Source organism: Paenibacillus thalictri (assembly GCF_004307995.1).
In the GTDB taxonomy this organism is placed as follows: Bacteria; Bacillota; Bacilli; order Paenibacillales; family NBRC-103111; genus Paenibacillus_AF; species Paenibacillus_AF thalictri.
The window spans coordinates 37,616-61,373 of the sequence record NZ_SIRE01000041.1 but is presented as its reverse complement, the minus strand read 5'-3'; the positions used below and the strand labels follow the sequence as shown (position 1 = coordinate 61,373).

Sequence of the window (23,758 nt, the reverse complement as noted above, 5' to 3'; positions counted from 1 at the left end):
AAGATTAGTCATGTTTAATATGTGGCGGCAGTCTATGACGTTAATTCTCGTCAAAGGTTGCCGCTTTTTTGGTACAGGTAATTGCAACCGCATGGGAGTGAAGATGACTTTCTGCTAGTGAGGAGTGTGCCGCGGCACCTCTTCATTGTATTAGAAATGTTTTGTTTATTTTCGAAGAACGATATTGTTTTATTGTAAAACGATAAATCATCTGGTAAAGTAAACACTGACATTAAATAAATGAGGTGTACTTTATGAAACGCGGAACAACACTTTTTTTGAAGACGGCTGTTATTGTTATTGGAATCCCCATACTCGCTGTGTGCATATTTTTAGTGCCTAGAATTGGGGATTTTGCTGGAGAATTGTATCCAGAACTGGCTTATATGAAATCTCTCGTTTTGATCGATATGTACGCGGCAGCGATTCCTTTTTATTTTGCTCTGTATCAAGCATTTAAACTTTTAAGTTATATCGATAAGAACCAAGCGTTCTCGGAACTTTCGGTAAAAGCTTTAAACAATATAAAATACGGTGCCATCACAATCAGTACCTTGTACCTGCTAGGTATGCCGCTTTATTATCTCATGGGAAAGAAAGTTGACCCGCCAAGTTTCATACCCATGGGATTGCTCCTTATTTTCGCCTCTCTGGTGATCGCCGTTTTTGCCGCTGTTCTCCAGCGACTTCTACAAGAAGCCATTGATATAAAATCAGAAAATGATTTGACGGTCTGAGGTGGGGCATATGGCCATTATGATTCATATTGATGTGATGTTAGCCAAGCGAAAAATGAGCGTAACGGAGCTTTCGGAGAGGGTTGGCATTACTATGGCGAATCTTTCCATTCTGAAAAATGGGAAAGCAAAAGCGGTTCGTTTTTCAACATTAGAAGCGATTTGCAAGACTTTGGATTGTCAGCCTGGTGATATTTTGGAGTACAAAAGCGACGAAGACATTCAATAAAACAGACATATAAGAATAGACGATCCATAATGATTTAGCTAACGAAGTACATTAGTTTAATATTAAGAGGCAGTCTGCGACTTTTTATTTTCCAAGTCAACAGACCGCCTTTTAGTTGTTTAACACTTATTTAATAAAAGCAAAAGGTTGAGAAAAGGGGAGTAGAGTGGATATGCGGCCTGGAACACTTTGCTTTACCGAACGCCAAGCTGTTCAACTACCTCATACCGGTCGGTGAAACGCTTGTCGGGCTTGGACTCATCCTTGGCTGCTTAACTACCGCGGCCGCATTCTTCGGATTGCTGATGAACTTCATGTTCATGTTCGCCGGAACGCTTAACACCAACCCGTGGCTTGCATTGTTTGGCGGTATCGTCATCCTGGCCGGCACGAACGCGGCAAGATTCGGCGTCGACTACTACCTGATGCCGGCGCTGCACAACTGGCTGGACAAACGCCACAAAGGCGGCCGCAACAATAAGGCCGGCGGCGCGGCCAAACCGGCTCACGCCTAAGCTTCCAAGATGGCATGAACCCGGCAGCGGTAACGTAACTTGGCGTAGCGACTAAATTTCATCAACTTGCAAGCGGGAACCATGGAACGTATCCATGGTTCTTTTTTTGCTGCCTATTGTAAAATGACCAAACGAATGCTTTACAAGTTACAACATTATTTTTGTTGACAACATTCAAAAATTGTTGACAATTTTTCCGGCTGTGATAATGTAAGTATTATAAAAGTGGAAGGGATACCCTATACGAATGAACAACATTCTCTCTCGCAGCAATACAACGAAGGAAGTTCTTTCTCGGATTCGTACAGATATTATTCTGAGGGTCTTCAAGAATGGCGAGCCCATTCGCGAACTAGCCCTTTCAGAGCAGTACGGTGTCAGTCGCAGCGCCGTGCGCAATGCCTTGCTCGTACTGGAGCAGGAAAGTCTGATCCGCACGCTGGACAACGGTACGAAGGTGGTTAGCTGCATCGAACCCGAAGACATTCAGAACCTATATGATTTACGGGAGCATATCGAGTTGACATCGATTAAACAATTGTTCTCGCTTCCGAATAAGGATTTCACCCCTATCATGGAGGTGACCAGCCGAATCGCCAGCAGCCCCGGACTGGATGTAACGGAAATACTGGAGATCGATGCCCAGTTTCACCGCAGCATAATTGTCTGCTGCAGGAATAAGGCGCTGCTGCAGGCATGGGAGACCATGATCGGCGTCATGCAGTCGATTTTCCACCTGAATATGACACAGTCTCGCGAATACGAAGAATGGTTTCTACAATCCTTCTACGACCGGCACACTCGATTGTTTACGACATTGTTGGGACCTCCGGAAGAGAGTATTCGACAATTCGCTCAACATATCGAGGACGCCCGAGAGATCTCTGCAAAAGCCATAGCGCAAGTTCTGAAGTCTAGCAAGCAATGATATATTCGGAAAGGAGATGATACCGTGTCGAAGACTCTGTTGATAGATTTGGGAAGCACCTCGATCAAATTTGCAATATTCGATAAGGAGAATAAGATCAAGTCTACAGTATCGTCATTTCCTTTTCCGAATCCCTTGTCCAATCCGTCTCCTTTGTTTGAAGTCAATGCCGAAGACATTGTTCAACCGATCCTGAAAATGATTGAAAGCGTTTCACCAGTTGATCGCATCTACATTTCTACGCAGATGCATGGATATTTGCTTGGCACCCGCGACGGCAAACTGTTAACTCCCTATATTTCATGGCAGGACCAGCGAAGCACACTGCACATGAATGGACACCGTTTGCTCGATCAATTTCCCGTACGGCTACCGCCGATATCCGGCAGCACGATCAGACCGAATTCGCCAACATGTAGTCTTTTCGCTATGAGTCATATCGATCCCGAATTATTTTCGCAGGCGACAGAGTTTTATACATTGGGATCCTATCTTGCCTATCATCTCACAGGAGTGAACGCCACCCATATAACGGATGCGGCCGCTTCAGGTATGTATAACAAGGAGGACGGATCACCTCAATTCAACATCTACCCTTTTTTGCGCACGCCGCAGGCAACATTGAAAGTTGAACCGGTTGGCCATTGGGGACAGACGGCGGTCTATAGTCCTGTCGGCGATCAGCAAGCCTCCGTACGAGGGAGCGGCCTGCAGCATGAACATCAATATTTGCTTAATCTAGGAACGGCTGCACAACTGTGCGTCGTCTCCGACGCGTACCAATTCGGTGACTTTGAAAGCCGCCCCTACTTCGAGGGCAAGACGCTGTGCACTGTATCCGGATTGCTTGGCGGGAAGGAAATCGCGACTCAAACACATTCTCTAAAGTTCGTACAACTTCTGGCGGACGATTACTTCACCGCCATGGGCAAGCTGCCGGCAAGAAAGGAGATACTGGTGATCGGTGGCGTATCCATTCATCATCGGGAGCTCATTGCCGACGTTTGCGATTCTTTGCAAATACCGTGCCGCATCCGCCCAGATACGGATGCATTGGATGGATTAATATCATTATTGCTGGAGGAGATCACGACTTGAGAAGAAACGAAAGATACGTAGGCACGATGCTAAGCGAAATACCGTTCCCCAACATGCCCGTGCTGTTCAAAAGCGGCGGCCTGGACTTCTTCCTGATCGATACGGAACACGGCGGATTTGATCAATCGGCTTTGTCGGGACTGATTATGGCCGCTCGGTTGGCGGGCATTACAGTTCTTATACGGTTAGCGGATGCGGAGCGCAGAGACATTACCCGATTGATGGACATGGGTGCAGACGGCTTATTGCTGCCGATGACGAATGGCAAGAGCGATATCGCTGCCGTGGTCGAACATGCGAAATATGCTCCGATCGGCAGACGCGGCATCTCGACAACGAGAGGACATACCTCGTATAATCCTCCGGGCTTGCAGGAATATATGCGGCATGCTAACGAACATACGATGGTTTTTGCACAGATCGAAACGAAGGCAGGTCTGGACGGCATCGAAGACATTCTGCGGGTCGAAGGAGTGACAGGGGCCATCCTGGGACCGAACGATCTGTCCTGCGATCTGTCCTGCATTGGAGATCTCTATCCCATCCTGGAGGCTGTCTCCCACATTGCGCAGGCAGCCAAACGGCATAATAAAGTAAGCGGTGTCATAACGTCCGACCACACCATCCTAAGCCATGCCAAGACCCATGACATGGGGATATTCTGTTATGGAAGCGAGCTTCATATGCTGAAGTCTTCATGTAAAGATATACTCGAAAAAATAGAGGCGCTGTAAAAATGGACAAAATCCGATTAATCCACAGAGATCATTTGAGTTGCGAGCCGATCCTTCGCCGCTGCCCCAATGGCGAATTGATCTGCATCGGTCAGATCGGAGACCTCATGCTTCTTCGCGTCCATGAAAGCGGGCGGTTATGGCGTGCTGAGTCCGTAGACGACGGGCTCACGTGGAGCGAAGCGAACCGATATTCCGAATCCCTCCAATAAGCCTAAGCCTCTCGCCATGCCGGGCGGGAGAATTGCACTCATTCATACGCCGAACGAGAAGCAAGAGATGCCGAACTGAAATCCGCTCGAAATCTGGATTTCGGATGATGATATGAAAACTTGGGAATTCAGCCGATTCAATACTCTGTATATTGAGCATCAAGTGGATGGGTAAGTAAATGCGTCGATCTGGCCATCCAGATTGTTCAGCAAAGGGAGGTATATCATGTTCGCATCATTGTATAAAGCAAATCTATCTGCTCCAACAGCAAATAGTAATAAAAAGAACAAACTAGGAAAAAGTATTGTAAAGTATTGGCAGCTTTATGTATTGATATTGCCTGCAGTAACTACTGTTTTTATATTTCACTACATACCGATATATGGGGTTCAAATTGCCTTCAGAAATTATAGTCCTGTACAAGGTTTTTTTGGCAGCGAATGGGTTGGTCTCAACCACTTCATCAGGTTTTTTACATATACGGACTTCTGGAAAATAATGAGAAACACTCTTGTTATCAGTCTTTATTCACTTGCAACATTTCCACTTCCTGTAATACTGGCACTTATGATAAATGAGGTTTCTAATAAGAGCTACAAACGTTATGTGCAGATGATCTCGTATGCGCCCCACTTTGTGTCAACAGTTGTTATATGCTCTATGATCATACTTTTTACTCAATATGACGGAGGATTATTTAATAATATACGACTGGCGTTAGGCATGGAGAAAATAGATATTATAACCAATCCGAAGTACCTTCCCAGTATTTATGTATGGAGTGGGGTTTGGCAAAACATTGGTTGGGAAACTATCATCTATTTGGCAGCGCTTTCAAATTTGTCTCCTGAGTTAATCGAAGCTGCAAAAATCGACGGGGCAGGTAGAATGAGAACAATCATAAATATATCCTATCCCTCAATAAGGCCGATTATTCTCGTCATGCTAATACTTAGCACAGGGCGAGTGCTATCTGTAGGTTTCGAGAAAATATTTCTTCTTCAGAATTCTCTTAATCTCGATACGTCCAGAGTAATCTCGACATATGTGTACGAAGTAGGTATTCTCGGGGGGCAATTCAGTTATTCATCGGCTATTGGACTTTTTGATAATATTATCAACATTATCATCATTATTTTTGTGAATAAAATCTCTAAAAAATTAACCTCCACTAGTTTGTGGTAAGGGGATGGATGTTATGAAAATTAGCAGGTCTGATAGAACGTTTAATCTGATAAACGGGTCCATATTACTCATATTCACTTTACTCATGCTATATCCGTTGTACTTTATCATAATTGCCTCTATCTCAGAACCAATGGCTATAGTGAAAGGGGACGTAATTATAGCGCCGGTGGACTTTCAGTTAACGGCGTATAAAAACATATTACAAGAACCATCGATTTGGATCGGTTATCGAAATTCAATTTTTTATACATCCTTAGGTACTTTTTATAATCTTGCTTTAACGATACCGGCAGCATATGTAATTACGAAAACGGAATTGCCTGGACGCAATTTGCTGACATGGTTCTTTTTAATCACCATGTTTTTCAGTGGAGGAATGATACCAACCTATTTGAATATGAAGAATCTAGGTTTGTTGAATACACCTTGGGCTTTGATCATAGGAGCCGGTGTAAGTGGTTGGAATTTGATCATTACCAGAGAATTTTTTAAAAATACGATTCCTACAGAGATATATGAATCGGCCCATATGGATGGAGCAAGTGAATTCAGGGCCTTTTTTAATATAGCCCTTCCCCTATCAAAGCCAATAATAGCTGTCATGGCACTGTATTATGGAGTGGCACATTGGAACAGTTATTATTCGGCATTGCTATATGTACGGAAACCGGATTTGTTTCCATTGCAGCTTGTATTACGCAATATTCTCATTTCCAATGAAATGTCGTTAGCTCAAGCGCTGACTGAAGGTGATACGAGCGCAATAGCAGTCATGGTGAAAAAATCATATATGGTAGAGGCAATGAAATATTCCCTTATATTTATTGCAAGTTTCCCATTGCTTTGCGCCTATCCGTTTGTTCAAAAGTATTTTGTGAAAGGGATGATGATTGGCTCTGTAAAGGGATAGGAGTAATAACACACTTTTTATTTTATAATATCAGAATTTATAAGTTTTGAGCGAAGCTCAAGGATTCTGATATTTCAAGAATAAACTTCCGCTAAACCGCGGTCGCTCATCCTTGAAGGGGCTGCGATAGAAGTTTTTCTTATAAAGGGGGGGATGATTGATTCTGTTCCTGTTAAGACGAGCAGAATGCCATTAAGCGATTTGATGAAATAAAATTCAAGAGAAGAGAGGGATAAGAAGCATGAAAAACCGTGTATTAAAAACTTTCGTTTCGATGGTAAGTATCACACTTCTGGCTACATCATGCACGTCGCCATCAAATCCAGAGACTAAAAATGACTCTAATGTTCCTAATTACCTTAACCTTGAAACTAATGGCATCAGTGCTCCGATTGTAAAGGGGGATAAAATTAAAATTAATGTTGCTGTTTCTAAACAACCTACCCAGGGTGATGCTAGTCAGATTTGGATATGGGAATACTTCCGTAAATTTCATAATATTGACGCCAAAGTCGATCAGATCTCTAACCCTGCGGAATACCGCAATATTACCTTTGCATCGGGGGACCTGCCAGATTTAATTCTTAACATGGGAGTTACAAATGTTGATATTATGAATTATGGCGCAAAAAACGGGTTAATTCTTCAAGTGGACAAATACATTGATAAGTACATGCCCAATCTTTCTGCTATCTTTGCCAAGAATCCGGAGTATAGGAAGCAAATTACAGCGCCAGATGGGCATATTTATGGGTTTGGGCAAATTTCAGACCCTAACGACGAAACCCGAAATGCAGGTTATTTTATTAACAGCAAATGGCTGAAAGAGCTTGGGATGGAGAAGCCTAAGACTTTAGAAGAGTTTACTGATATGCTGCGCGCCTTTAAAAAGAAGTATCCTAATTCTATTCCTTTTAATGGTGGATACAACGCTTACAACCCCACCTTGCCAATACTGGGGGCATACGGCTGGATCACCTTGGATCCGAAGGGGCTTTCTCCATCACTTAGAAATGGTCAGGTAGTATTTCCTTATGGAGATCGTGAGGTTTATGGAGAATATCTCAAGACATTAAATACATTTTATAAAGAAGACTTAATGTCTCACGATTTCTTTACTCTGGATTCAAAAAAAGTGAGTGCTAATGTTGCAGGTGGAATTGCGGGAACATTTACAACAGCCGCTTGGCAAGCAAACCCGGCTGTCTTTATGGACTGGGATACACCAGAACCTTTAACTTCAAAATATAATAGCAAGAAATTATGGCCCGGACGTCAAGGATATGTAAATAACTCATTTTGGATTATTTCTGCCAAGACAAAGTATCCCGAGCTTTTATGTAAATGGGCAGATTTTTGGTTCAGTGAAAAAGGGATGGCGCTTGCCCATTATGGTCCACCGGCCGGCAGCAAGGAATTTGACACCTATGGGCTAACACAAGGTTGGGTGTGGAATAAGGAAAAGAACTGGTTAGAGTATCCTGAAGTTAATAACGATCCGGGTAATAAATATAATGGTCAGGAGAATGGGTATCGCCAGCAAAAAATAATGATGGGTACAGGTGTTAATTTCGGGGATATTCGTGACTTTTTTGGTGCAACGGCCTCACTTGCCGGAATCAATTACAAACGCGAATGGACTCCGAACAGTCTTGATTTCCGCCACTACTACACAATGGCCCAAAGCCAAAAGCCATATTACACTGAACCGTATCCCGGGAATGTATTTTTCTCAGTTGATGACAATCAAAAAATCGTTGATCTCCAGTCCGTCATTAATGCATATGTGGAATCAGAGAGCGCTAAATTTATAACGGGTGCAAGACCACTTAACGATGGAGAACTTAATAAATACTTTGACCAACTAGATAAATTAGGCTATCAAAAATATTTATCATTTTATGTTGATTATTACAAAAAGTTCAAATCAAGCTAAGCTTGAAACAGTCATCTATATATAGTTTAAAAAATAATTGAATTGGAAGGTGCATCCGATGAGTAATGCAACGCCCGAACAAACTCCCTTTCCCATTACGCGCGAACTTTTGGACCGTACCCTTGAAGTGCCGCAGTTAAATACATCTCCGCTGCCCGAATACAGCTACGAAAGGCTTGATTATGGAATGACCATCGGAATTGAGCGTACACCCGGCGGACGGTTGTGGGCTTGCTGGGTAGGGGGAGGCGATAACGACAAAGCTTTTTTTGTACTTGCCTGCAGCAACGATGATGGCGAAACCTGGTCTGACCCCAAGCTGGTCATCGACCCGCACGATTCCAGCCTACCTTACGAACGGCGAACTATCGTTGGGACTTTGTGGACGGATCCTCAAGGCCGTCTGTGGCTCTTCTTCGATCAGGCACTGGCGCACTATGACGGACGAGCGGGAGACTGGTATACGCGCTGCGACAATCCTGACGATGTGAATCCGGTTTGGACGACTCCACAAAGGATCTGGCACGGCATGACACTGAATAAGCCCGTGATTTTGAGTACTGGAGAATGGCTGTTGCCTATTTCACTATGGTCCCGTGACAAGATTAAATCGCCGTTCACAGATTGCTACCCGGAACTTGACGAGCTGCGGATGGCTAATGTCTTTTCTTCGACGGATCAAGGGCAGACATGGTCTCGCAAATCCGGTGTTGTATTTCCAAAAAGCGATTTTGACGAGCATATGATTGTTGAACGCAAGAACGGAACGCTTTGGATGATGGCTCGTACATGGGATAGCATTTGGGAGAGTTTTTCCAACGATTACGGCCTCACCTGGAGCGCTCCCCGGCCATCATCCATCCAACATATCAACTCCCGATTCCATATCCGCCGATTACTTTCCGGACGATTACTGCTTGTGAAGCACGGAGATCAGGTGGGAATCCGGACCGAGCAGAGGTCGCACTTAACCGCTTTTATTTCCAACGATGACGGAGATACGTGGTCGGACGGTTTATTGTTGGATGAACGATTTCAGGTCTCTTATCCGGACAGCACCCAAGCACCGGACGGAACCATCTATGTGTCATACGACCGAAATCGATCTATAGACGGAGAGATTTTGCTTGCGCGCATTACGGAAGAAGACTTATGGGCGGGTAAATGCATTTCTCCTCAATCCGCGCTTCGTAAATTGATCAGCCGGCCTCTGGGGAGAAAAAACGACAGGTGAGTTCAATGAAATATATCAAGATGTAGGCTTTCAGTTTCATTAATGTTACTATATTGGATTGCTGCTTAACGTAAAACGTCCAACTGCTAACGAAATTGCCTGTCCAGAAACTGCCGGATATAATGATCGTATCCCAGAAAAAGAAGGGGATGCCTCCCTTGTGCGTTCGACGCACTAACAGTCGGACTGGAAGCATCCACTCACCAACATGGTCATTGTATCAGAAGAAAACGAGTTAGTTGAGTGGCTGGCATCGTCACAAGTGACTCTGGTTTGGTGCAGTTGGCCCAGTGTTACTGGGAAACGAGAACGCAAAACAACCACGAGGCTGCCGAGGAAAAGTCGGCAGTCTCGTTAAGCTTATAGCCGGTAATCAAGGGGCAAGCCAGGTTTTGCCGCCGTCGGAAGTACGTAACTCATGCCCGCTCATCAATACGTGGCCCGAGCCATCACCGCGAAAATAGATGCCGCTTGCACGCTGCAGCTCCCGGCTAGGCCGGATAACTTGCTAGCCTTTATTAATGTCATTAATTGTGTACAGCGTGGATCCGTCTGTGGAAAGAGCCCAACCGTTCATTTCCAGAAAATTGATGCCGGCAATCGGCGGGCTTTTTACTTCTTCAGGCAGCGGAGATTTGGGGTATCCATGTTTCCCAGGGGAGCGGTTGCTCCGACCATGTGCGTCCTCCGTCCTTGGTACGGTAAAACTGGATTCGTTCTTCCCCGCGTACGGAACACGATATCCATCCAACGTCGCTGCTCCGGAATGAGATGCCTGTCGGATACCCTCTGATCATAGAGGTCAGGTTCCCCACCCGTTTCCAATCCACGCCATGATCATCGGAGATGTAAAGGGTCGGAACGAAGCAGCGTGCCATCGAAAATCACCCAATCGTTGACTCCATCTAAATAGAGCGGCTGCTCCAAATTTCCGGTGGAAGGCGCGTCGGATGAGGAATGATCGATTGCTGCGGAATTATTAATAGTATCCTTGGCCTGATCGTCTTTTGATCGATCCTGCAACTTATCCGGGGACATGGCACTTAGAGTTTGCGACAATGTAGTTTCCGAAGCCTCTTTCCCGCCTCCTTCCTGACAGCCTGCAAGCGAGATTGCCCCCATGCTAACTAAAAGAACATATACGACGACTTTTTTCACAGCCTGTTCACTCCGCTCCCGTTTTTTAATCTAACTTGTTAGACGTTTTTTTTCTTTAATAAGTTTCGCTTCAGCGCTTTCAGCAATTTTCAGCTCGTCCAATGCTTTCTTCAAGCTCTCTATAGCTCCTGGCATCGTCGGTTCGTACCGGTTGATTTCGCGTCGGACTTCGTTCCACTATGGCGCATAGGAGTTGAAGAAGAGCGTGAGCAATATACACCGGATTTTATGGTTCGACGAGCGGATCCGGGCAATACCCGAACGCCAAAGATTTGGCGGCCATTGCCAGCAGCGTCCGACTACAGCTGTAATGCGGATGGGGAAACTTGGAGAGCAGACTTATAATTTTGATTTCTGAAATGCTCATATATAATGTATGACACTGTATAAAATGTCTAATGACACAAACGTGCCAACAAATGTACTAACTATCTCAATCAGACTCAGGCTGCAATTTCTTCCGCTCAGGCCGTTCCCTTCCGGCATAGGAAGTTGCTTTCCTGCGTGCAGCCGCCAGCAGGATAACGGCCGCCGTCGCTGCGACGAAGAAGCAGCCTACCGCAGCGACGAGGAATGCTTCGTGCATTCCGGCGGTGAACCCGACCGCGGTATCGCCGCTCCTCAGCGATTGGATCGCCTCGGACGAAGCGTCGGGAAGGTGGGCGGAGACGAGTGTCCCGGAGAGAGCGACGCCCAACACGGCGCTGAGCTGCCGGAACGTATTGGTGACACCCGATGCAGTCCCGGCCATCTGCAAGGGAACGGACGACATCAGCGCGACGGTTGCAGAAGCGCCGGCGAACGAGATGCCGATCCCGATGCCGATCAGCGCCCAGGCGTAATTCGCGTATGGACTGCCGGGCTCGACGGCGGTCAGGGCCATAAGACTGCCTCCCATCGCTAGCATGCCAGCCGGAATTAGAAAGGCCGACGGAACGCGGCTTCCGAGCGAGCTTCCCGCATAGGCAGCGATCATGATACTCACGTTCAGGGACAGGAAGCGGGCGCCCGCCTCGGTCGGAGACCATCCGTTCACGTTCTGGAAGTAAAGGGTCATCAGAAAGACGACGGCGAACAGACCGAAAAAGCCAAAGAAGTTGACGCAGCAAGCGACATTGAACACGGAGTTTCTAAACAAGCTAAGCGGGAGCAGCGGCTCCTTGGCTCGCGCTTCCCGTAGCAAGAAGGCGGCCAGCAGAAGGACGAAAGCACCAAAGCAACCCAGGATGCTCGCGGAATGCCATCCGAGCGTCTGTCCCTCGATCAAAGCGTACGTTAGCGCGCCGATTGCCATAATAAACAGCAGTTGCCCCGGGAGGTCCAAGCTTCTGCTCAGGTTGCGGGCTGTCTCCCTCTTGAACGCGAATAGGATCGCAGAGACAATGACACCAATGGGCACGTTGATCCAGAAAATGCTTTGCCAGCCCGACGTCTCCGTCAGCCAGCCTCCGATCAGCGGCCCCGCCGCCAGAGCTAATCCACCCAGCCCTGCCCAAATGCCGATCGCTTTCGCTCGGGCGACCGGTTCTTCATAAAGGTTGCGAATGATGGCAAGGGAAGCGGGAATCAGAAAAGCCCCGAAGGTGCCTTGCAAGAAGCGGAACGCGACCAGTTCCCCGATCGATCCGGCCAGACCGCAGCAAGCCGAGAAGGCTGTAAATCCGAACATGCCGATCGTGAACAATCGCTTGTGTCCGAGAACGTCTCCAACGGTTCCGGCCATAAGCAGCAAGCAGGCGAACGTGAGGGTGTACCCATCGATGACCCACTGCAGGCTGTTCATGCCAACCTCCAGCTTTTTTTGCATTTCCGATAATGCCACGTTCACGATCGTTGAATCCAAATACACCACAAACACGCCTAAACAAATGAATACCATGAACCATCCGCGGCTGCGGGCGGTTCCGGTAGCTGTGCGCTCCATCCTCATCCAACCTTCCTGATCTTTTTCCGCCAATATTTCGGTTCGGTTACTATATTGTAAAATTTGACATTGCATGGCGTCTAATTTATTATTTTCATAAAAATCATTAATTTCGTGCATGTTAAAACCAAGGAGGAGAAAAGAGTGGAGTGGAACCAGCTAGAATATTTTCTGACCGTGGCCCGGATGCAGCACGTGACGCGGGCCGCGGAGGCACTGTCGATCACGCAGCCGGCACTGAGCCATTCGCTTGCCAAGCTGGAGGAAGAACTGGGTGTGCAGTTGTTCGAACGCAGCGGCCGGAACGTAAAGTTGAACCGCTACGGGCAGACCTTCGCCGCGCGAGTATCGAACGCCCTTCAGGAAATTATTCGAGGGAAGGAAGAAATCGCGGAATTGACCGATCCGGAATCAGGCGTTGTGTCGCTCGCATTCGGCAACATTCTGGGGACGCACTTTATACCTGAGCTCGTTCATCGATTCCAGGAGAAGTACCCGAATATCCGTTTCGAGCTTTTCCAAGGTTCATGTACACAAACGCAGCAACTTCTTGAAGAAGGCCAATGCGATCTGAACATTACGTCACCGAGAGGCGGCGCGGACGGCATCGTATGGGAGACGCTGTTCACAGCTGATCTATACGCGGTCGTACCCGCGTCCCATCGGTTGGCCGCGAAGGAGGCGATTGGTCTCAAGGAGTTGGCCGACGAACCGTTTATCGGCATACACCGGGATTGCGGCCTGAGAGGTACGGTCGATGCCATCAACCGTACGCACCAATTCTTGCGGCATGTGAAGTATTCGGCGGAGGATTTGGTGACGGTGGCAGGCTTTGTCGCGGCCGGGTTAGGCGTGTCTCTGCTGCCCAAATCGCGGGCGCTGATACTTGAGGGGATGCACTGGATCAAAATCGCCACGCCAGGATGCGTCTGTGAGGTAGGCGTCGAATGGAAGGAGAAGCGCTATTTGTCTCCGGCGGCGCGTCTCTTCCGGGATTTCGCCCTTAAGATCAGCCGTTTGCGGGAAGCAATCTGAGATGAGTCATAATCCGGATTTGGCATTTGGAAACAGTTTCTTCCTTCATTTTTGCTCGTAGTGCGTCAAATGAATTTCCATGCCCTCAACGATTGACGACACGTATCAGACTATTCAGAGATTCAATATACTCATTTGTGATGCGGTGGTCGAAGTAAGCGAATTCCAGTTCGCCGTTACCTTTGAAAGAGGCTCACGAATTTCCGATGGATGAATTGTATAATTGTACCAGACATCTTTAACCCAATTACAAATATGTTTAACTGTAAGTGAAAGTGCATATGTCACAGGCTGCCGCAGAGAATGAATAGCGGCAGCCTGTTTATTGGGCAGGAATGCTCAAAAATATTAGGAAACCGGTACAATTTTTGCTGTTTTTGCTGTGCTATAAGGAGATCTACGAAAAAAAGAACAACCGATTGCATAACCGCAATTTCCATTCTAACCACTACGGTATTACGGTTGCCGCATATGTCTTTACCCGAATTATTTCTGTCCAGGTTGGCCGAAAAATAGCATTCGGTCAAGGTTTATCTCGCAAGACGGATTATTTCGGGGTATCCCCTTATAAAGTATTTTTCATTTGGACGATTGACTTTCAAAAAAACTGGGTGCTATAATATCATCAAGCGGTTAATGCAAACGTTTGCCCTTATTTGCAAAGAAAATCCGCTAAATAAAACCCGCGGTAATCAACGCGAACAGATCAATGGAATATTAATAAGCGGCTGGAAGGTAGATGTTAATGTCAACAATAGAGGAAATTGCTAAAATAGCCGGTGTAAGCGCATCCACAGTGTCTCGTGCTTTGGCCAATAACAAAAAAATCAGCGAAAAGACAATCAAAAGAATTGAGAAAATTGCCAATGAATTAAATTACACGCCTAATTTATCGGCAAGGGCTCTTACAGGCAAAGGAACTAAGTTGATTGGCTTGATTGTTCCGGAAATCACGAGTAATTACTACGCGCAAATCATAAATCGTGTGGAGAGCGAGCTTTATGCCAAAGGATACGCCCTGATTATAGGCACAACAGGCTTTAATGCGGACAAAGGGATACGAAACCTGGAGGTTTTCATCGGGAGAGCAGTGGACGGAATCATATATGCTGATGAGATTAACTTTGATGAAGTGAATGTCGCAGAGGTCAAAGAAAAAATAAAAAGCCTGGTTGAGAAAAATAATGAAAAGAACAACTTACCTATCGTATTTCTTGGCTTCGCGGGCGAAAATACGGGACATGAATGTATAACGGTTGACGATGAGTATGGAATTTCTTTGCTGGTCAGCCATTTAGTTGGGCTTGGACATAAGTCCATCGGTTTCATCGGCGAGAAGTTATCCAAGAAGGCCAGGCTGCCGCCGTTCAAAAAGGCGCTTGCCGAATGGGGTCTTGAATACAATGAGAAATTTATTAAAACAGATGGGAACGAAAGGTTCGAGGCAGGCGGGTACATGAGGATGAAGGAGCTTTTGGCGGAGGGGGACCTTCCCACTGCTGTATTTGCTACCTATGACAATATCGCGATCGGTGCGATGAAAGCACTGCATGAAGCGGGATTGAAGGTTCCTGAAGACATCTCGATTATCGGATTCGATAATATTAAGGAGTCGGAATATTTGATTCCCGCTCTTACTACGGTGTTCCCTCCCATTATGGAAATGACCCAAAGGGCAGTGGATATACTAATAGAAAAAATTGAGAAGATCGACAAAAATGAGACGGTTAGGAAATATACTGCAGCCAAGACAACCCTATATCCGGAATTGGTGCTCAGGCAATCCACAAGTGCTCCAAGGCAATAAACTATAGATGGATGATCAAAAACAAAGGAGAGATGGACATGAGTAAAAAGTTGAAAATCGGCATTCTAGGCGGCGGAGGAATACTAGCCGCACATGCACCGGGATTTATGCGTCTTAAGGACATTTGTGAGGTGGTTGTTGCGGAGACGAACCCGGATCGTCATGCTCATATTCGCAGGCTGCTGGGCGATGATGTTGAAATTGCCGGCGATTACACGGAAATATTGGAGCGGGAAGACGTTGATGCCGTAGATATCATTCTTCCCCACCATCTGCATGCGCCAGCGACAATCGCTGCCGCCAAAGCAGGCAAGCCCGTACTGACAGAAAAGGTAATGGCAAGGAATGTGTATGAATGCGACCAGATGATAGAGGCTTGCTCCCGGGCAGGTGTATCGCTTACAGTCTGCCATGACAGGCGCTACAATAAAGATTGGCAGGCGCTTAAGAAAGTGGTTGATTCAGGCGAGCTTGGAGAGATCCTATTTTGGAAGCTGGAGCATAACCAGAATGTTGTATTTCCTGAGAAAAGTTGGGTTCGCTATAGGGAGTTCATCGGAGGCGGCGCCATTATGAGTTGTCTGACTCATCAGATCGATTCGCTACGATGGTATGGCGGAGAAATTGAAAGCGTTACCTCAATGTCCAAAGTTGAGAAAAGCCGCATGGAAGGAGAAAGCATAGGTGCCATTATTGCACGTATGCAATCAGGTGCGCTTGCTCTTCTTTCAATTAACTGGTATACGCAGTCCCATCAAGCTCCCGACGGATTATGGTATGAATTCAACCATGTCACAGGCACTAAGGGAGAAGCTTACTTTATGAGCGGAAAAGGCACGTATGTAAAAATTCATGACAATCAATCGAAGTTATTTGAATATGACATGAAGGGCGAAGGCAGTTTCGTGAAGTTGGAAACCGACAGTACTATTACAGGTCATCAACAATGTATCGAGGAGTGGGTCAAAAGTTTAAGAGGAGAAGATGCCGCCATTGTAACCGATGGTACGGACAGTCGGAAAACGGTTGAAGTGGCTGAGGCTGCCTATCGTTCCGAAGCAACAGGAATGGTTGTAAAAATACCTATCGAACCCCAACCCTGGACATAACGGCTCCGAATGACAGGTGGAAAGTGAGGAATCTTAATGGGCGATTATGCGGCAGAAACCGGAGCTCACAAGCAGAAGGTTAAAAAGTCCGGCATAAAATATACGCTTTACAAGCAACGCCAACTACTGCTCATGTTATTGCCGACACTTGCTGTACTCACAATATTTACATATAAACCGGTTCTAGGCTGGATTATTGCTTTTAAAGATTATCGTGTAGGCCAAAATCTTGCGGATGCCGAGTGGATAGGACTGGATACATTTAAAGAGTTTTTTATCGATTCCTCGGACGCTATGGATGTATTAAGAAATACGCTGGTGATGAATATCAGCGCTCTCATAATTAATTTGTTTTGTGCTCTGGTGTTTTCCATCCTGTTGAATGAAATCAGGCATAAGTTTTCAAAGTCGGTTGTGCAAACGCTTTCCCTATTTCCCTTTTTTATATCCTGGGTTATCGGATATTCGCTGTTAGTTATCTTTTTTTCTGTGAATTCCGGTCTTTTGAATATGTTGTTAGTCGAATACAAATTTCTAGAAAACGGCATTAATATACTGGGGGATGCAAAATATTCCTGGGTGTTGACGATGTTTGTGAACTTGTGGAAATCACTGGGGTACAATTCAATTATTTTTCTTGCCGCGATTGCCGGTATCGACACCCAGCAGTATGAAGCTGCAGAAATCGACGGAGCGGGGAGATTTGCTAAAATACGCCACATTACCGTACCGAGCATTATGCCGACATTGGTCGTACTGATCATTCTTAACAGCGGAATGCTGCTTAATTCCAATTTCGAACAATTTTATTTATTAACCAATCCAACAAACATTACTACCATGGAAGTCTTCGATATGTACATTTATAAATTCGGTTTGAAATTAGCTAAATTTCCTTATGCAACTGCGGTGAGTATTGTCAAAACTATTGTAAGCATTATTATGCTGATCATCGTAAATATGCTTTGCAAGAAGCTCGCCAATCGCTCATTGTTTTGAATCCTATGGATACGTGAGCAGGCGCGCGGAAAGGCGGGAATACATGTTTGTAAAAGGTAGAAGCTTACAAAAATCCGGCATGAGTGACGCGGTATTTAACCTCGTTAACTTCTTGATCATGTTAACAGTAGTTATTGCAACATTTTACCCGTTTGTGTATATGATTTTGCTTTCATTAAGCTCAGGGAATACGTACGCCAAAATTCTTCTGGTACCGCTGGGTTTTTCCTTCAAGGCTTACGAGAGTATATTCACGCAAGTCAATTATTTGGACGGGTTAAAAATATCCGTAGCACGCAGTATCATTGGGCCGGTCTGTACGATAGTTGTTATTTACATGGGCGCTTATGCCTTGTCGAGAACAGAACTTATTTTCAGAAAGTTTTTTTCCAGGTATGTCATTTTCGCAATGTATTTTTCAGCGGGAATTTTGCCTGTATATTTAAACATTTCGAGTCTTTATCTGACAGGCACTTTCTGGGTGTATATTTTGCCGAACCTTGTTAGCGTATTTGGATTAATTCTGATTCGCACTTTTATACAGGAGCTGCCGAGAAGCTTGGAGGAGTCTGCTTTTATTGACGGGGCCAGTGATTTCCAGGTAGCTTTCAGGATTGTATTTCCGCTCTGCTTCCCGGTTCTTGCGGCTGTCACGCTTTTCGAGTTTATCCATCAATGGAATTCCTTTGGTGACACACTTTTGTACAATTCGTCCAATAGTAAACTTTTTACGCTGCAGTATATTTTGTCGAATTACTTGAAGAATGGAACAGCCTCCAGCGCAACAGACATGATGAAGCTGAATGAGGGCGGCATGAATAACTTCACTCTGGAGTCGGTGAAAATGGCAATGACCGTGATCGTGTGCATTCCTATAGTCATCGTGTACCCGTTTTTGCAGAAATACTTTATCAAAGGGCTTTTGGTAGGCGCCATTAAAGAGTAAGCATTACATGATTTTGCGAAATTAGGGAGGGTTGATGAAATGAAAACAAAGTTAAACAGAATAGTTGCAATAACGTCTGTTATGCTGATAGCGCAAACGACTCTGGCCGGATGTTCGATCACGGGCAGTGGCGGTCCGCCTGCGGCTCCGGCTCCAGCAACAACTGCACCGGCGACTGGAACTGACGGCAAATCTCAAGACAAAGCCCTTGTAACATACAAGGTATTGGCAAGAGGCATTGATAAGCCGAGAAGCAGTACCGAGGACGAAGTCGGAAAGATGATTAAAGAGAAATTCAACGTAGTTTTTGATTACATTCCATTTAATGAAACGCCTTCTGATAAAGCGCTCTTGATGCTTGCGGCAAATGACTGGGGCGATTTGGATTTTGTGAATACAGGTATTGATTCTGTAACCAAGAAATACATTGAGGCCGGTGCTTTTCTTAAGTTAGACGACTACAAAAATATAATCCCTAATTTTTTTCAGTATGAGAAGGATCTTATTCCATATTGGAGAAATTTGGATGTGAAAAACGGCGACCTTTATGTGTGGCAAGCAGGACCTGATGAAATCCAGATGACCTCCGAACCATTGGATATGAACGTAAGAGTGGATGTGCTGGAGGCGTTAGGTTGGCCGAAGCTTGATACAACAGACGATTACATTAACTTTTTAAGGGAAGCTGTGAAGAAGTTTCCTACAAGCTTGGATCAGAAATCAATCGGCATGATTAATTTCTGGGGTGAAGCCTATGGTCCACTTCTTTCGACTTACCTCCCAAGGCATAGCGGATACCAGCATTTCTATAAAACGACGGGTTTTGTGGATGTTGATGCGGGTAAAATTATCCCTCTAGTAAGCCATCCTTATTTGAAAGAGACGCTTAAGTTCTGGAATATCTTGTCCCGTGAAGGCATTATGGATAAGGAAGCTTGGACGGATAAACAAGCGGAGTTCAGCAAGAAATGGGAGTCAGGTGTCGCGTTATCGGCGAATTTTGCCAAGTGGATGGTCCCTTCGGTAAATGCCAAGCTGGCTAAAAGCGGACATCCGGAAATGCAATACATTGTAACCCCGATTCGACTTTCCATCGCCAAGAATGAAGGCAAGAACGTCCGTTATGAGTTGTTTAACAGCGTAAGACCTGATGAAACGACGGGTATTCTTAAGAAGGCAAAAAATCCGGAAAGATTTTTGGAAGTGCTTAACTATATGTCCACGGAAGCAATGACCATCCGTTTAGGCTGGGGGGTCGAAGGCAGAGATTATACAATGAAAGACGGCCAGCGAATTCCGACACCGGAACTGTTGAAAATTATTAGCGACGGCGATCCGAACAAAGATATGCTGACACGGTTTGGTCTATATGGAAGTATATTCCCGACCCGCAATGTAGCAACAGGGCCTAACGGACAGGCGAATAATTTTAAGAATGATACTCAGTTCCTTATGTCCGTTGCTACTGAAACACAGAAAAAGGCGTACAAAGCATACGGTTGGAATACAATGCTGGATGCGTGGCAGAAAAATCCCAACTTCAAATTTGAAAAGTTTGACATCACTCCTTACGTATCTTCAACAAACCTTGATCCGAATACGGAAGAAGCAAAAATTGAGGAAAAAATAATGCAGTATATGGATAAGCAAATTCCGTTGATTGTCTCCGCGAAGGACAATGCCCAGTTCGAAAGTCTTTACAATGCAGCGGTAAGCAAGGTCGACGAACTTGGACAGAAAAAGGTAATTGATAAGTATAATGAACAGTTGGCCAACTTTAAGGGTCGTATTGCAGAACTGGCCAAAAAATAGGAACAATTCGCACTTGCATGTAAAAGAAATTTCAAGGAGGAATAAGGTATGAGAGTGGGAATTGACAGTTTTACCGTTAGAGAATTGAAGCTGGATGCATATCAGACCCTTGATTATGTAAAAAAGCTGGGATTAGAAGGAGTTCAATTCGGCGATATGAGGGAGCTCAGTATTGAAGCGGATGCGGGCAAGCTCAAGGATATAAACGATTACGCGGTTTCACAGGGGTTGTACGTTTATTCCGGCGTCGGAACTTGCAACCCGGTACTTGTTAAAGGATCGTTGGATGAACATAGGGAAACCGTTATTTCTCATATTAAAGCGTATGCGCAGGCCGGTTGGCATGAACTCCGGAGTGTCATCTGCTTTTCAGATGAAAACTATAACCATCCCGTTCCTTGGAAGAGCCACGTGAGCCAGAGTATCGATTTCATCAAAACCTTGAGGCCTGTATTGGAGACCTATGGGAGCAGGATAAACTTGGAGAACCATGGTGATAACACATTTGATCTCTTGAGAGTAATCGAAGCTGTCGGAGCTGATATTTGCGGGATTTGTCTGGATACAGCCAACACGCTTGTTAATGCAGAAGACCCTGTTCTTGCAGCCAGGAGGGTCGCGCCCTATACCAATTTGACTCATACGAAGGATGGAATCATTTATTTTAATGAAAACGGCGTACAAAGACAAGGTAAAGCTCCGGGGCAGGGCTCCGTGGATTTCGCGCAAATCATCCCTATTCTTGCTGAATACAATCCTAATTTACCTTTATCGATTGAAGACCACAAATGGTTATTTGAAATTAAAATATTTAATAAAGACTGGATAGATAAAAATCCGGACTTGACTCCATTTGAACTTGGGCAATTTGTTAAACTGGCGTGGAATACGGAAAAGAAGCTTGCCAACGGAGAGATTCCTCCGGTAGACGAATATGAAGCAATTCCTTATCTTGATCAGATGGAAGAAAGGCTGCTCTTCGGTCTTCAGCATCTAAAGGGAATCATTAACAGACAATAAAGAGCAAGTATAGCAAAGGAGTTGAATCAGCTTGAGACTTAAAGGGAAGGTAGCAATCGTTACCGGAGCGTCCCGTTCTATCGGGGCGGCGATAGCCAAACATTACGCGAGGGAAGGCGCAAGAGTAGTTGTCAATTACCGGTCTAATCCCGAACTGGCGCAATTGGTCGTAAATGATATTCAGGAGAAGGGCGGCGAGGCTTTCGCTTTCTATGCGGATGTGTCACAAGAAAAGGACGTACGGTCGATGGTGGAAGAAACCGTTAGCCGGTACGGGACCGTTGATATTCTGGTTAACAATGCCGCCATGGATCCGCGCAGGACATGGTATGAAATTACGGCAGAGGATTGGGATTATATTATGGGCGTTAACGTCCGTTCGCAATTTCTCTGTGCAAAGGCCGTATTTCCTTATATGCAAGCACAAAAATACGGAAAAATTATTAACGTCTCTTCCGTTACCTTCTTTACCGGACAAAAGGGTTTTCTCCATTATGTTGCTTCCAAAGGGGCGATTGTTGGATTTACCCGTGCGTTGGCGCGAGAGGTAGGCGAAAACAACATTACGGTAAACTGTATCACACCCGGGGCGGTTTTGACGGAGACGGAAGCGGAAAAAGTGGGTGCTGCAGGATCGGAGGAGGCAACTGTCGTGTTGGCGGAGTTGCAGTGTTTCTCGCGCCGTGAAGTGGCAGCTGATCTTGAAGGAGCTTTCCTGTTCTTTGCTTCGGAGGAAAGTGATTTTATTACCGGGCAAACAATGAACGTAGACGGCGGTTGGATCATGCACTAAGGGTACTTTGGTCACTGACTGATGCTCAAGTAAACTTTGGGAGGTATACGATGATTCGTACAGAACAATCACATGCCAAATATGAACTTGCGAGAAAATATCTTGCCGGCGGGGTGGCGAGTTCTTTACGGGCTTCTATGAAACCGGTGCCTATATATGTTCAATCAGCAGAAGGCGCTCGAATCCGGGATGTTGACGGCAATGAATATATCGATTACATGTTAGCCTATGGGCCGCTGATCTTAGGTCATGCTCATGACGAATTGACTACTGCTATCCACCAAGCGATGCGTAAAGGATATACATATGGTTTACAGCATGAAGGAGAAATCGGGCTGGCCCGTTTACTGACCGAGCTTCTTCCATGCGCCGAGAAGGTTGCCTTGAGCGGATCCGGAACGGAGGCCGTTATGCTTGCTCTCCGACTTGCACGCGCTTATACAGGAAAACGTAAAATCGTTCGGTTTCACGGTCATTATCATGGCTGGTCCGACTCCATCTTCACTTCGTTTCCCGGCGCGGGTCTTCAAGGTAATGACGAGAGAGCCGCAACCAGCGTCCTACCGGGTACATCCGGGCAAAGCGCAGGTAGCTTAGAAGATGTTATTCTGCTGCCTTGGAATGATCCAATAGCGTTGGAGTCCGCTCTCAGAGCCTATTCCGGCGAAATTGCGGCGCTCATATCGGAACCTGTTATGTGCAATTCCGGTTGTATTCTGCCTAAACCGGGTTACATGGAGCTGATGCAGAGGTTAACCAAAGAACTGGGTATTGTATGGATTCTAGATGAAGTTATTACCGGTTTCCGTCTGTCTATAGGAGGGGCGCACCAACGTTTCGGCCTGGATCCGGATTTGGTCACCATAGGGAAGGCAATGGGGGGAGGTATCGCGATTAGCGCCGTAGCGGGCAAAGCGACAATTATGAATCTCATCGATGAAGGAACGGTCAGTCACTTGGGAACCTTGAACGGCAATTGCGTGTCTACCGCAGCGGCAATAGCGACCATTGGCGAACTGGTCAAAGACCACGGTTCGGCCTATACACGGATGGAGCGACTATTTACAGTGTTGGCTTCGGGGATACGCGAGCTATTGAATAAGCATGGTCTGCCAGGTCTTATCAATCAAACCGGTCCTGTTTTTCATATGATGTTTACTGATGAACAAGAAGTAACTGATTTTGCTGCGTTTAATAATAGAGACGGTGCTAAATATACACGGTTTGCTGAAGTTATGCTTAGTGAAGGTGTACTTATTCGTCCCAACGGCCTATGGTACATATCGACGGTCCACGATGACAAGGATGTCCAGGAAACATTGCATGCCGTCGATAGATCATTGGCCAAGTTGGTCGATTAACCTGAATCCGGAAATCCTTCACTTAATGGCGACGTGTTATTTACAACCCTGAAGTTTATTACTTAATCTCAT

20 protein-coding genes and 1 pseudogene are annotated in these 23,758 nt (G+C 45.7%); 19 read left to right on the top strand and 2 right to left on the bottom strand.

Annotation, left to right across the window (positions count from 1 at the left end; genetic code table 11):
• Nucleotides 1–254 precede the first annotated feature (254 nt).
• The 10 genes and pseudogenes from EYB31_RS37190 to EYB31_RS37145 all read left to right on the top strand — a co-directional run bounded on the left by EYB31_RS37190 (nucleotide 255) and on the right by EYB31_RS37145 (nucleotide 9,722).
• Nucleotides 255–737: a DUF2975 domain-containing protein gene (locus EYB31_RS37190; RefSeq protein ID WP_131018620.1), complete on the top strand. Its 483-nt coding sequence runs from the start codon at nucleotides 255–257 to the stop codon at nucleotides 735–737.
• A gap of 10 nt (nucleotides 738–747) precedes the next feature.
• Nucleotides 748–966, top strand: a complete 219-nt coding sequence (locus EYB31_RS37185) for a helix-turn-helix domain-containing protein (protein WP_131018211.1) — start codon at nucleotides 748–750, stop codon at nucleotides 964–966.
• 179 nt (nucleotides 967–1,145) lie between these two features.
• Nucleotides 1,146–1,481: pseudogene (locus EYB31_RS37180) on the top strand (DoxX family membrane protein); the annotation flags it as partial.
• Nucleotides 1,482–1,728: 247 nt separating this feature from the next.
• The gene (locus EYB31_RS37175) at nucleotides 1,729–2,409 is read left to right on the top strand and encodes a GntR family transcriptional regulator (protein WP_131018618.1); all 681 of its coding nucleotides are present in this window, start codon (nucleotides 1,729–1,731) and stop codon (nucleotides 2,407–2,409) included.
• A gap of 24 nt (nucleotides 2,410–2,433) precedes the next feature.
• The gene (locus EYB31_RS37170) at nucleotides 2,434–3,507 is read left to right on the top strand and encodes an FGGY family carbohydrate kinase (RefSeq protein ID WP_165452814.1); all 1,074 of its coding nucleotides are present in this window, start codon (nucleotides 2,434–2,436) and stop codon (nucleotides 3,505–3,507) included.
• Nucleotides 3,504–4,241 carry an HpcH/HpaI aldolase family protein gene (locus EYB31_RS37165; protein WP_131018616.1) on the top strand — a complete coding sequence of 246 codons (738 nt, stop codon included), beginning with the start codon at nucleotides 3,504–3,506 and terminating at the stop codon, nucleotides 4,239–4,241. The genes EYB31_RS37170 and EYB31_RS37165 overlap by 4 nt, the downstream gene beginning before the upstream one ends.
• Nucleotides 4,242–4,679: 438 nt before the next feature.
• Nucleotides 4,680–5,639 (top strand): ABC transporter permease, encoded by a 960-nt coding sequence (locus EYB31_RS37160; protein WP_131018615.1) that lies wholly within the window; start codon nucleotides 4,680–4,682, stop codon nucleotides 5,637–5,639.
• A gap of 133 nt (nucleotides 5,640–5,772) precedes the next feature.
• The gene (locus EYB31_RS37155; protein ID WP_206105534.1) at nucleotides 5,773–6,552 is read left to right on the top strand and encodes a carbohydrate ABC transporter permease; all 780 of its coding nucleotides are present in this window, start codon (nucleotides 5,773–5,775) and stop codon (nucleotides 6,550–6,552) included.
• 241 nt (nucleotides 6,553–6,793) lie between these two features.
• Nucleotides 6,794–8,488: a type 2 periplasmic-binding domain-containing protein gene (locus EYB31_RS37150; protein ID WP_131018613.1), complete on the top strand. Its 1,695-nt coding sequence runs from the start codon at nucleotides 6,794–6,796 to the stop codon at nucleotides 8,486–8,488.
• Nucleotides 8,489–8,546: 58 nt separating this feature from the next.
• Nucleotides 8,547–9,722: a sialidase family protein gene (locus EYB31_RS37145; protein ID WP_131018612.1), complete on the top strand. Its 1,176-nt coding sequence runs from the start codon at nucleotides 8,547–8,549 to the stop codon at nucleotides 9,720–9,722.
• A gap of 837 nt (nucleotides 9,723–10,559) precedes the next feature.
• Here EYB31_RS37145 and EYB31_RS37140 read toward each other — a convergent pair.
• Both EYB31_RS37140 and EYB31_RS37135 read right to left on the bottom strand, forming a co-directional pair.
• Nucleotides 10,560–10,880, bottom strand: coding sequence for a hypothetical protein (locus EYB31_RS37140; protein WP_131018611.1), 321 nt, complete (start codon nucleotides 10,878–10,880; stop codon nucleotides 10,560–10,562).
• Nucleotides 10,881–11,313: 433 nt separating this feature from the next.
• Nucleotides 11,314–12,804, bottom strand: coding sequence for an MFS transporter (locus tag EYB31_RS37135; RefSeq protein WP_165452813.1), 1,491 nt, complete (start codon nucleotides 12,802–12,804; stop codon nucleotides 11,314–11,316).
• Nucleotides 12,805–12,948: 144 nt separating this feature from the next.
• On the opposite strand from EYB31_RS37135, the gene EYB31_RS37130 reads away from it, so the two are divergent.
• The 9 genes from EYB31_RS37130 (at nucleotide 12,949) to EYB31_RS37090 (ending at nucleotide 23,686) form a co-directional block, all read left to right on the top strand.
• The gene (locus tag EYB31_RS37130; RefSeq protein ID WP_131018609.1) at nucleotides 12,949–13,839 is read left to right on the top strand and encodes a LysR family transcriptional regulator; all 891 of its coding nucleotides are present in this window, start codon (nucleotides 12,949–12,951) and stop codon (nucleotides 13,837–13,839) included.
• A gap of 745 nt (nucleotides 13,840–14,584) precedes the next feature.
• Nucleotides 14,585–15,646: a LacI family DNA-binding transcriptional regulator gene (locus EYB31_RS37125; RefSeq protein ID WP_165452812.1), complete on the top strand. Its 1,062-nt coding sequence runs from the start codon at nucleotides 14,585–14,587 to the stop codon at nucleotides 15,644–15,646.
• 38 nt (nucleotides 15,647–15,684) lie between these two features.
• Nucleotides 15,685–16,755 carry a Gfo/Idh/MocA family protein gene (locus EYB31_RS37120; protein WP_165452811.1) on the top strand — a complete coding sequence of 357 codons (1,071 nt, stop codon included), beginning with the start codon at nucleotides 15,685–15,687 and terminating at the stop codon, nucleotides 16,753–16,755.
• A 36-nt stretch (nucleotides 16,756–16,791) separates the two neighbouring features.
• Nucleotides 16,792–17,754 (top strand): ABC transporter permease, encoded by a 963-nt coding sequence (locus tag EYB31_RS37115; protein WP_131018606.1) that lies wholly within the window; start codon nucleotides 16,792–16,794, stop codon nucleotides 17,752–17,754.
• 118 nt (nucleotides 17,755–17,872) lie between these two features.
• Complete coding sequence (locus EYB31_RS37110) at nucleotides 17,873–18,700, top strand: carbohydrate ABC transporter permease (protein ID WP_165452810.1); 828 nt, start codon at nucleotides 17,873–17,875, stop codon at nucleotides 18,698–18,700.
• A gap of 39 nt (nucleotides 18,701–18,739) precedes the next feature.
• Nucleotides 18,740–20,512, top strand: coding sequence for a type 2 periplasmic-binding domain-containing protein (locus tag EYB31_RS37105; RefSeq protein WP_131018604.1), 1,773 nt, complete (start codon nucleotides 18,740–18,742; stop codon nucleotides 20,510–20,512).
• A 48-nt stretch (nucleotides 20,513–20,560) separates the two neighbouring features.
• A complete protein-coding gene (locus EYB31_RS37100; protein WP_131018603.1) occupies nucleotides 20,561–21,532 on the top strand; it encodes a sugar phosphate isomerase/epimerase family protein in 972 nt (323 codons plus the stop codon).
• A 31-nt stretch (nucleotides 21,533–21,563) separates the two neighbouring features.
• Complete coding sequence (locus EYB31_RS37095; protein ID WP_165452809.1) at nucleotides 21,564–22,325, top strand: SDR family NAD(P)-dependent oxidoreductase; 762 nt, start codon at nucleotides 21,564–21,566, stop codon at nucleotides 22,323–22,325.
• Nucleotides 22,326–22,375: 50 nt separating this feature from the next.
• On the top strand, nucleotides 22,376–23,686 hold the full coding sequence (locus EYB31_RS37090; RefSeq protein WP_131018601.1) for an aspartate aminotransferase family protein: 1,311 nt from the start codon (nucleotides 22,376–22,378) through the stop codon (nucleotides 23,684–23,686).
• The last annotated feature ends 72 nt before the right edge of the window (nucleotides 23,687–23,758 follow it).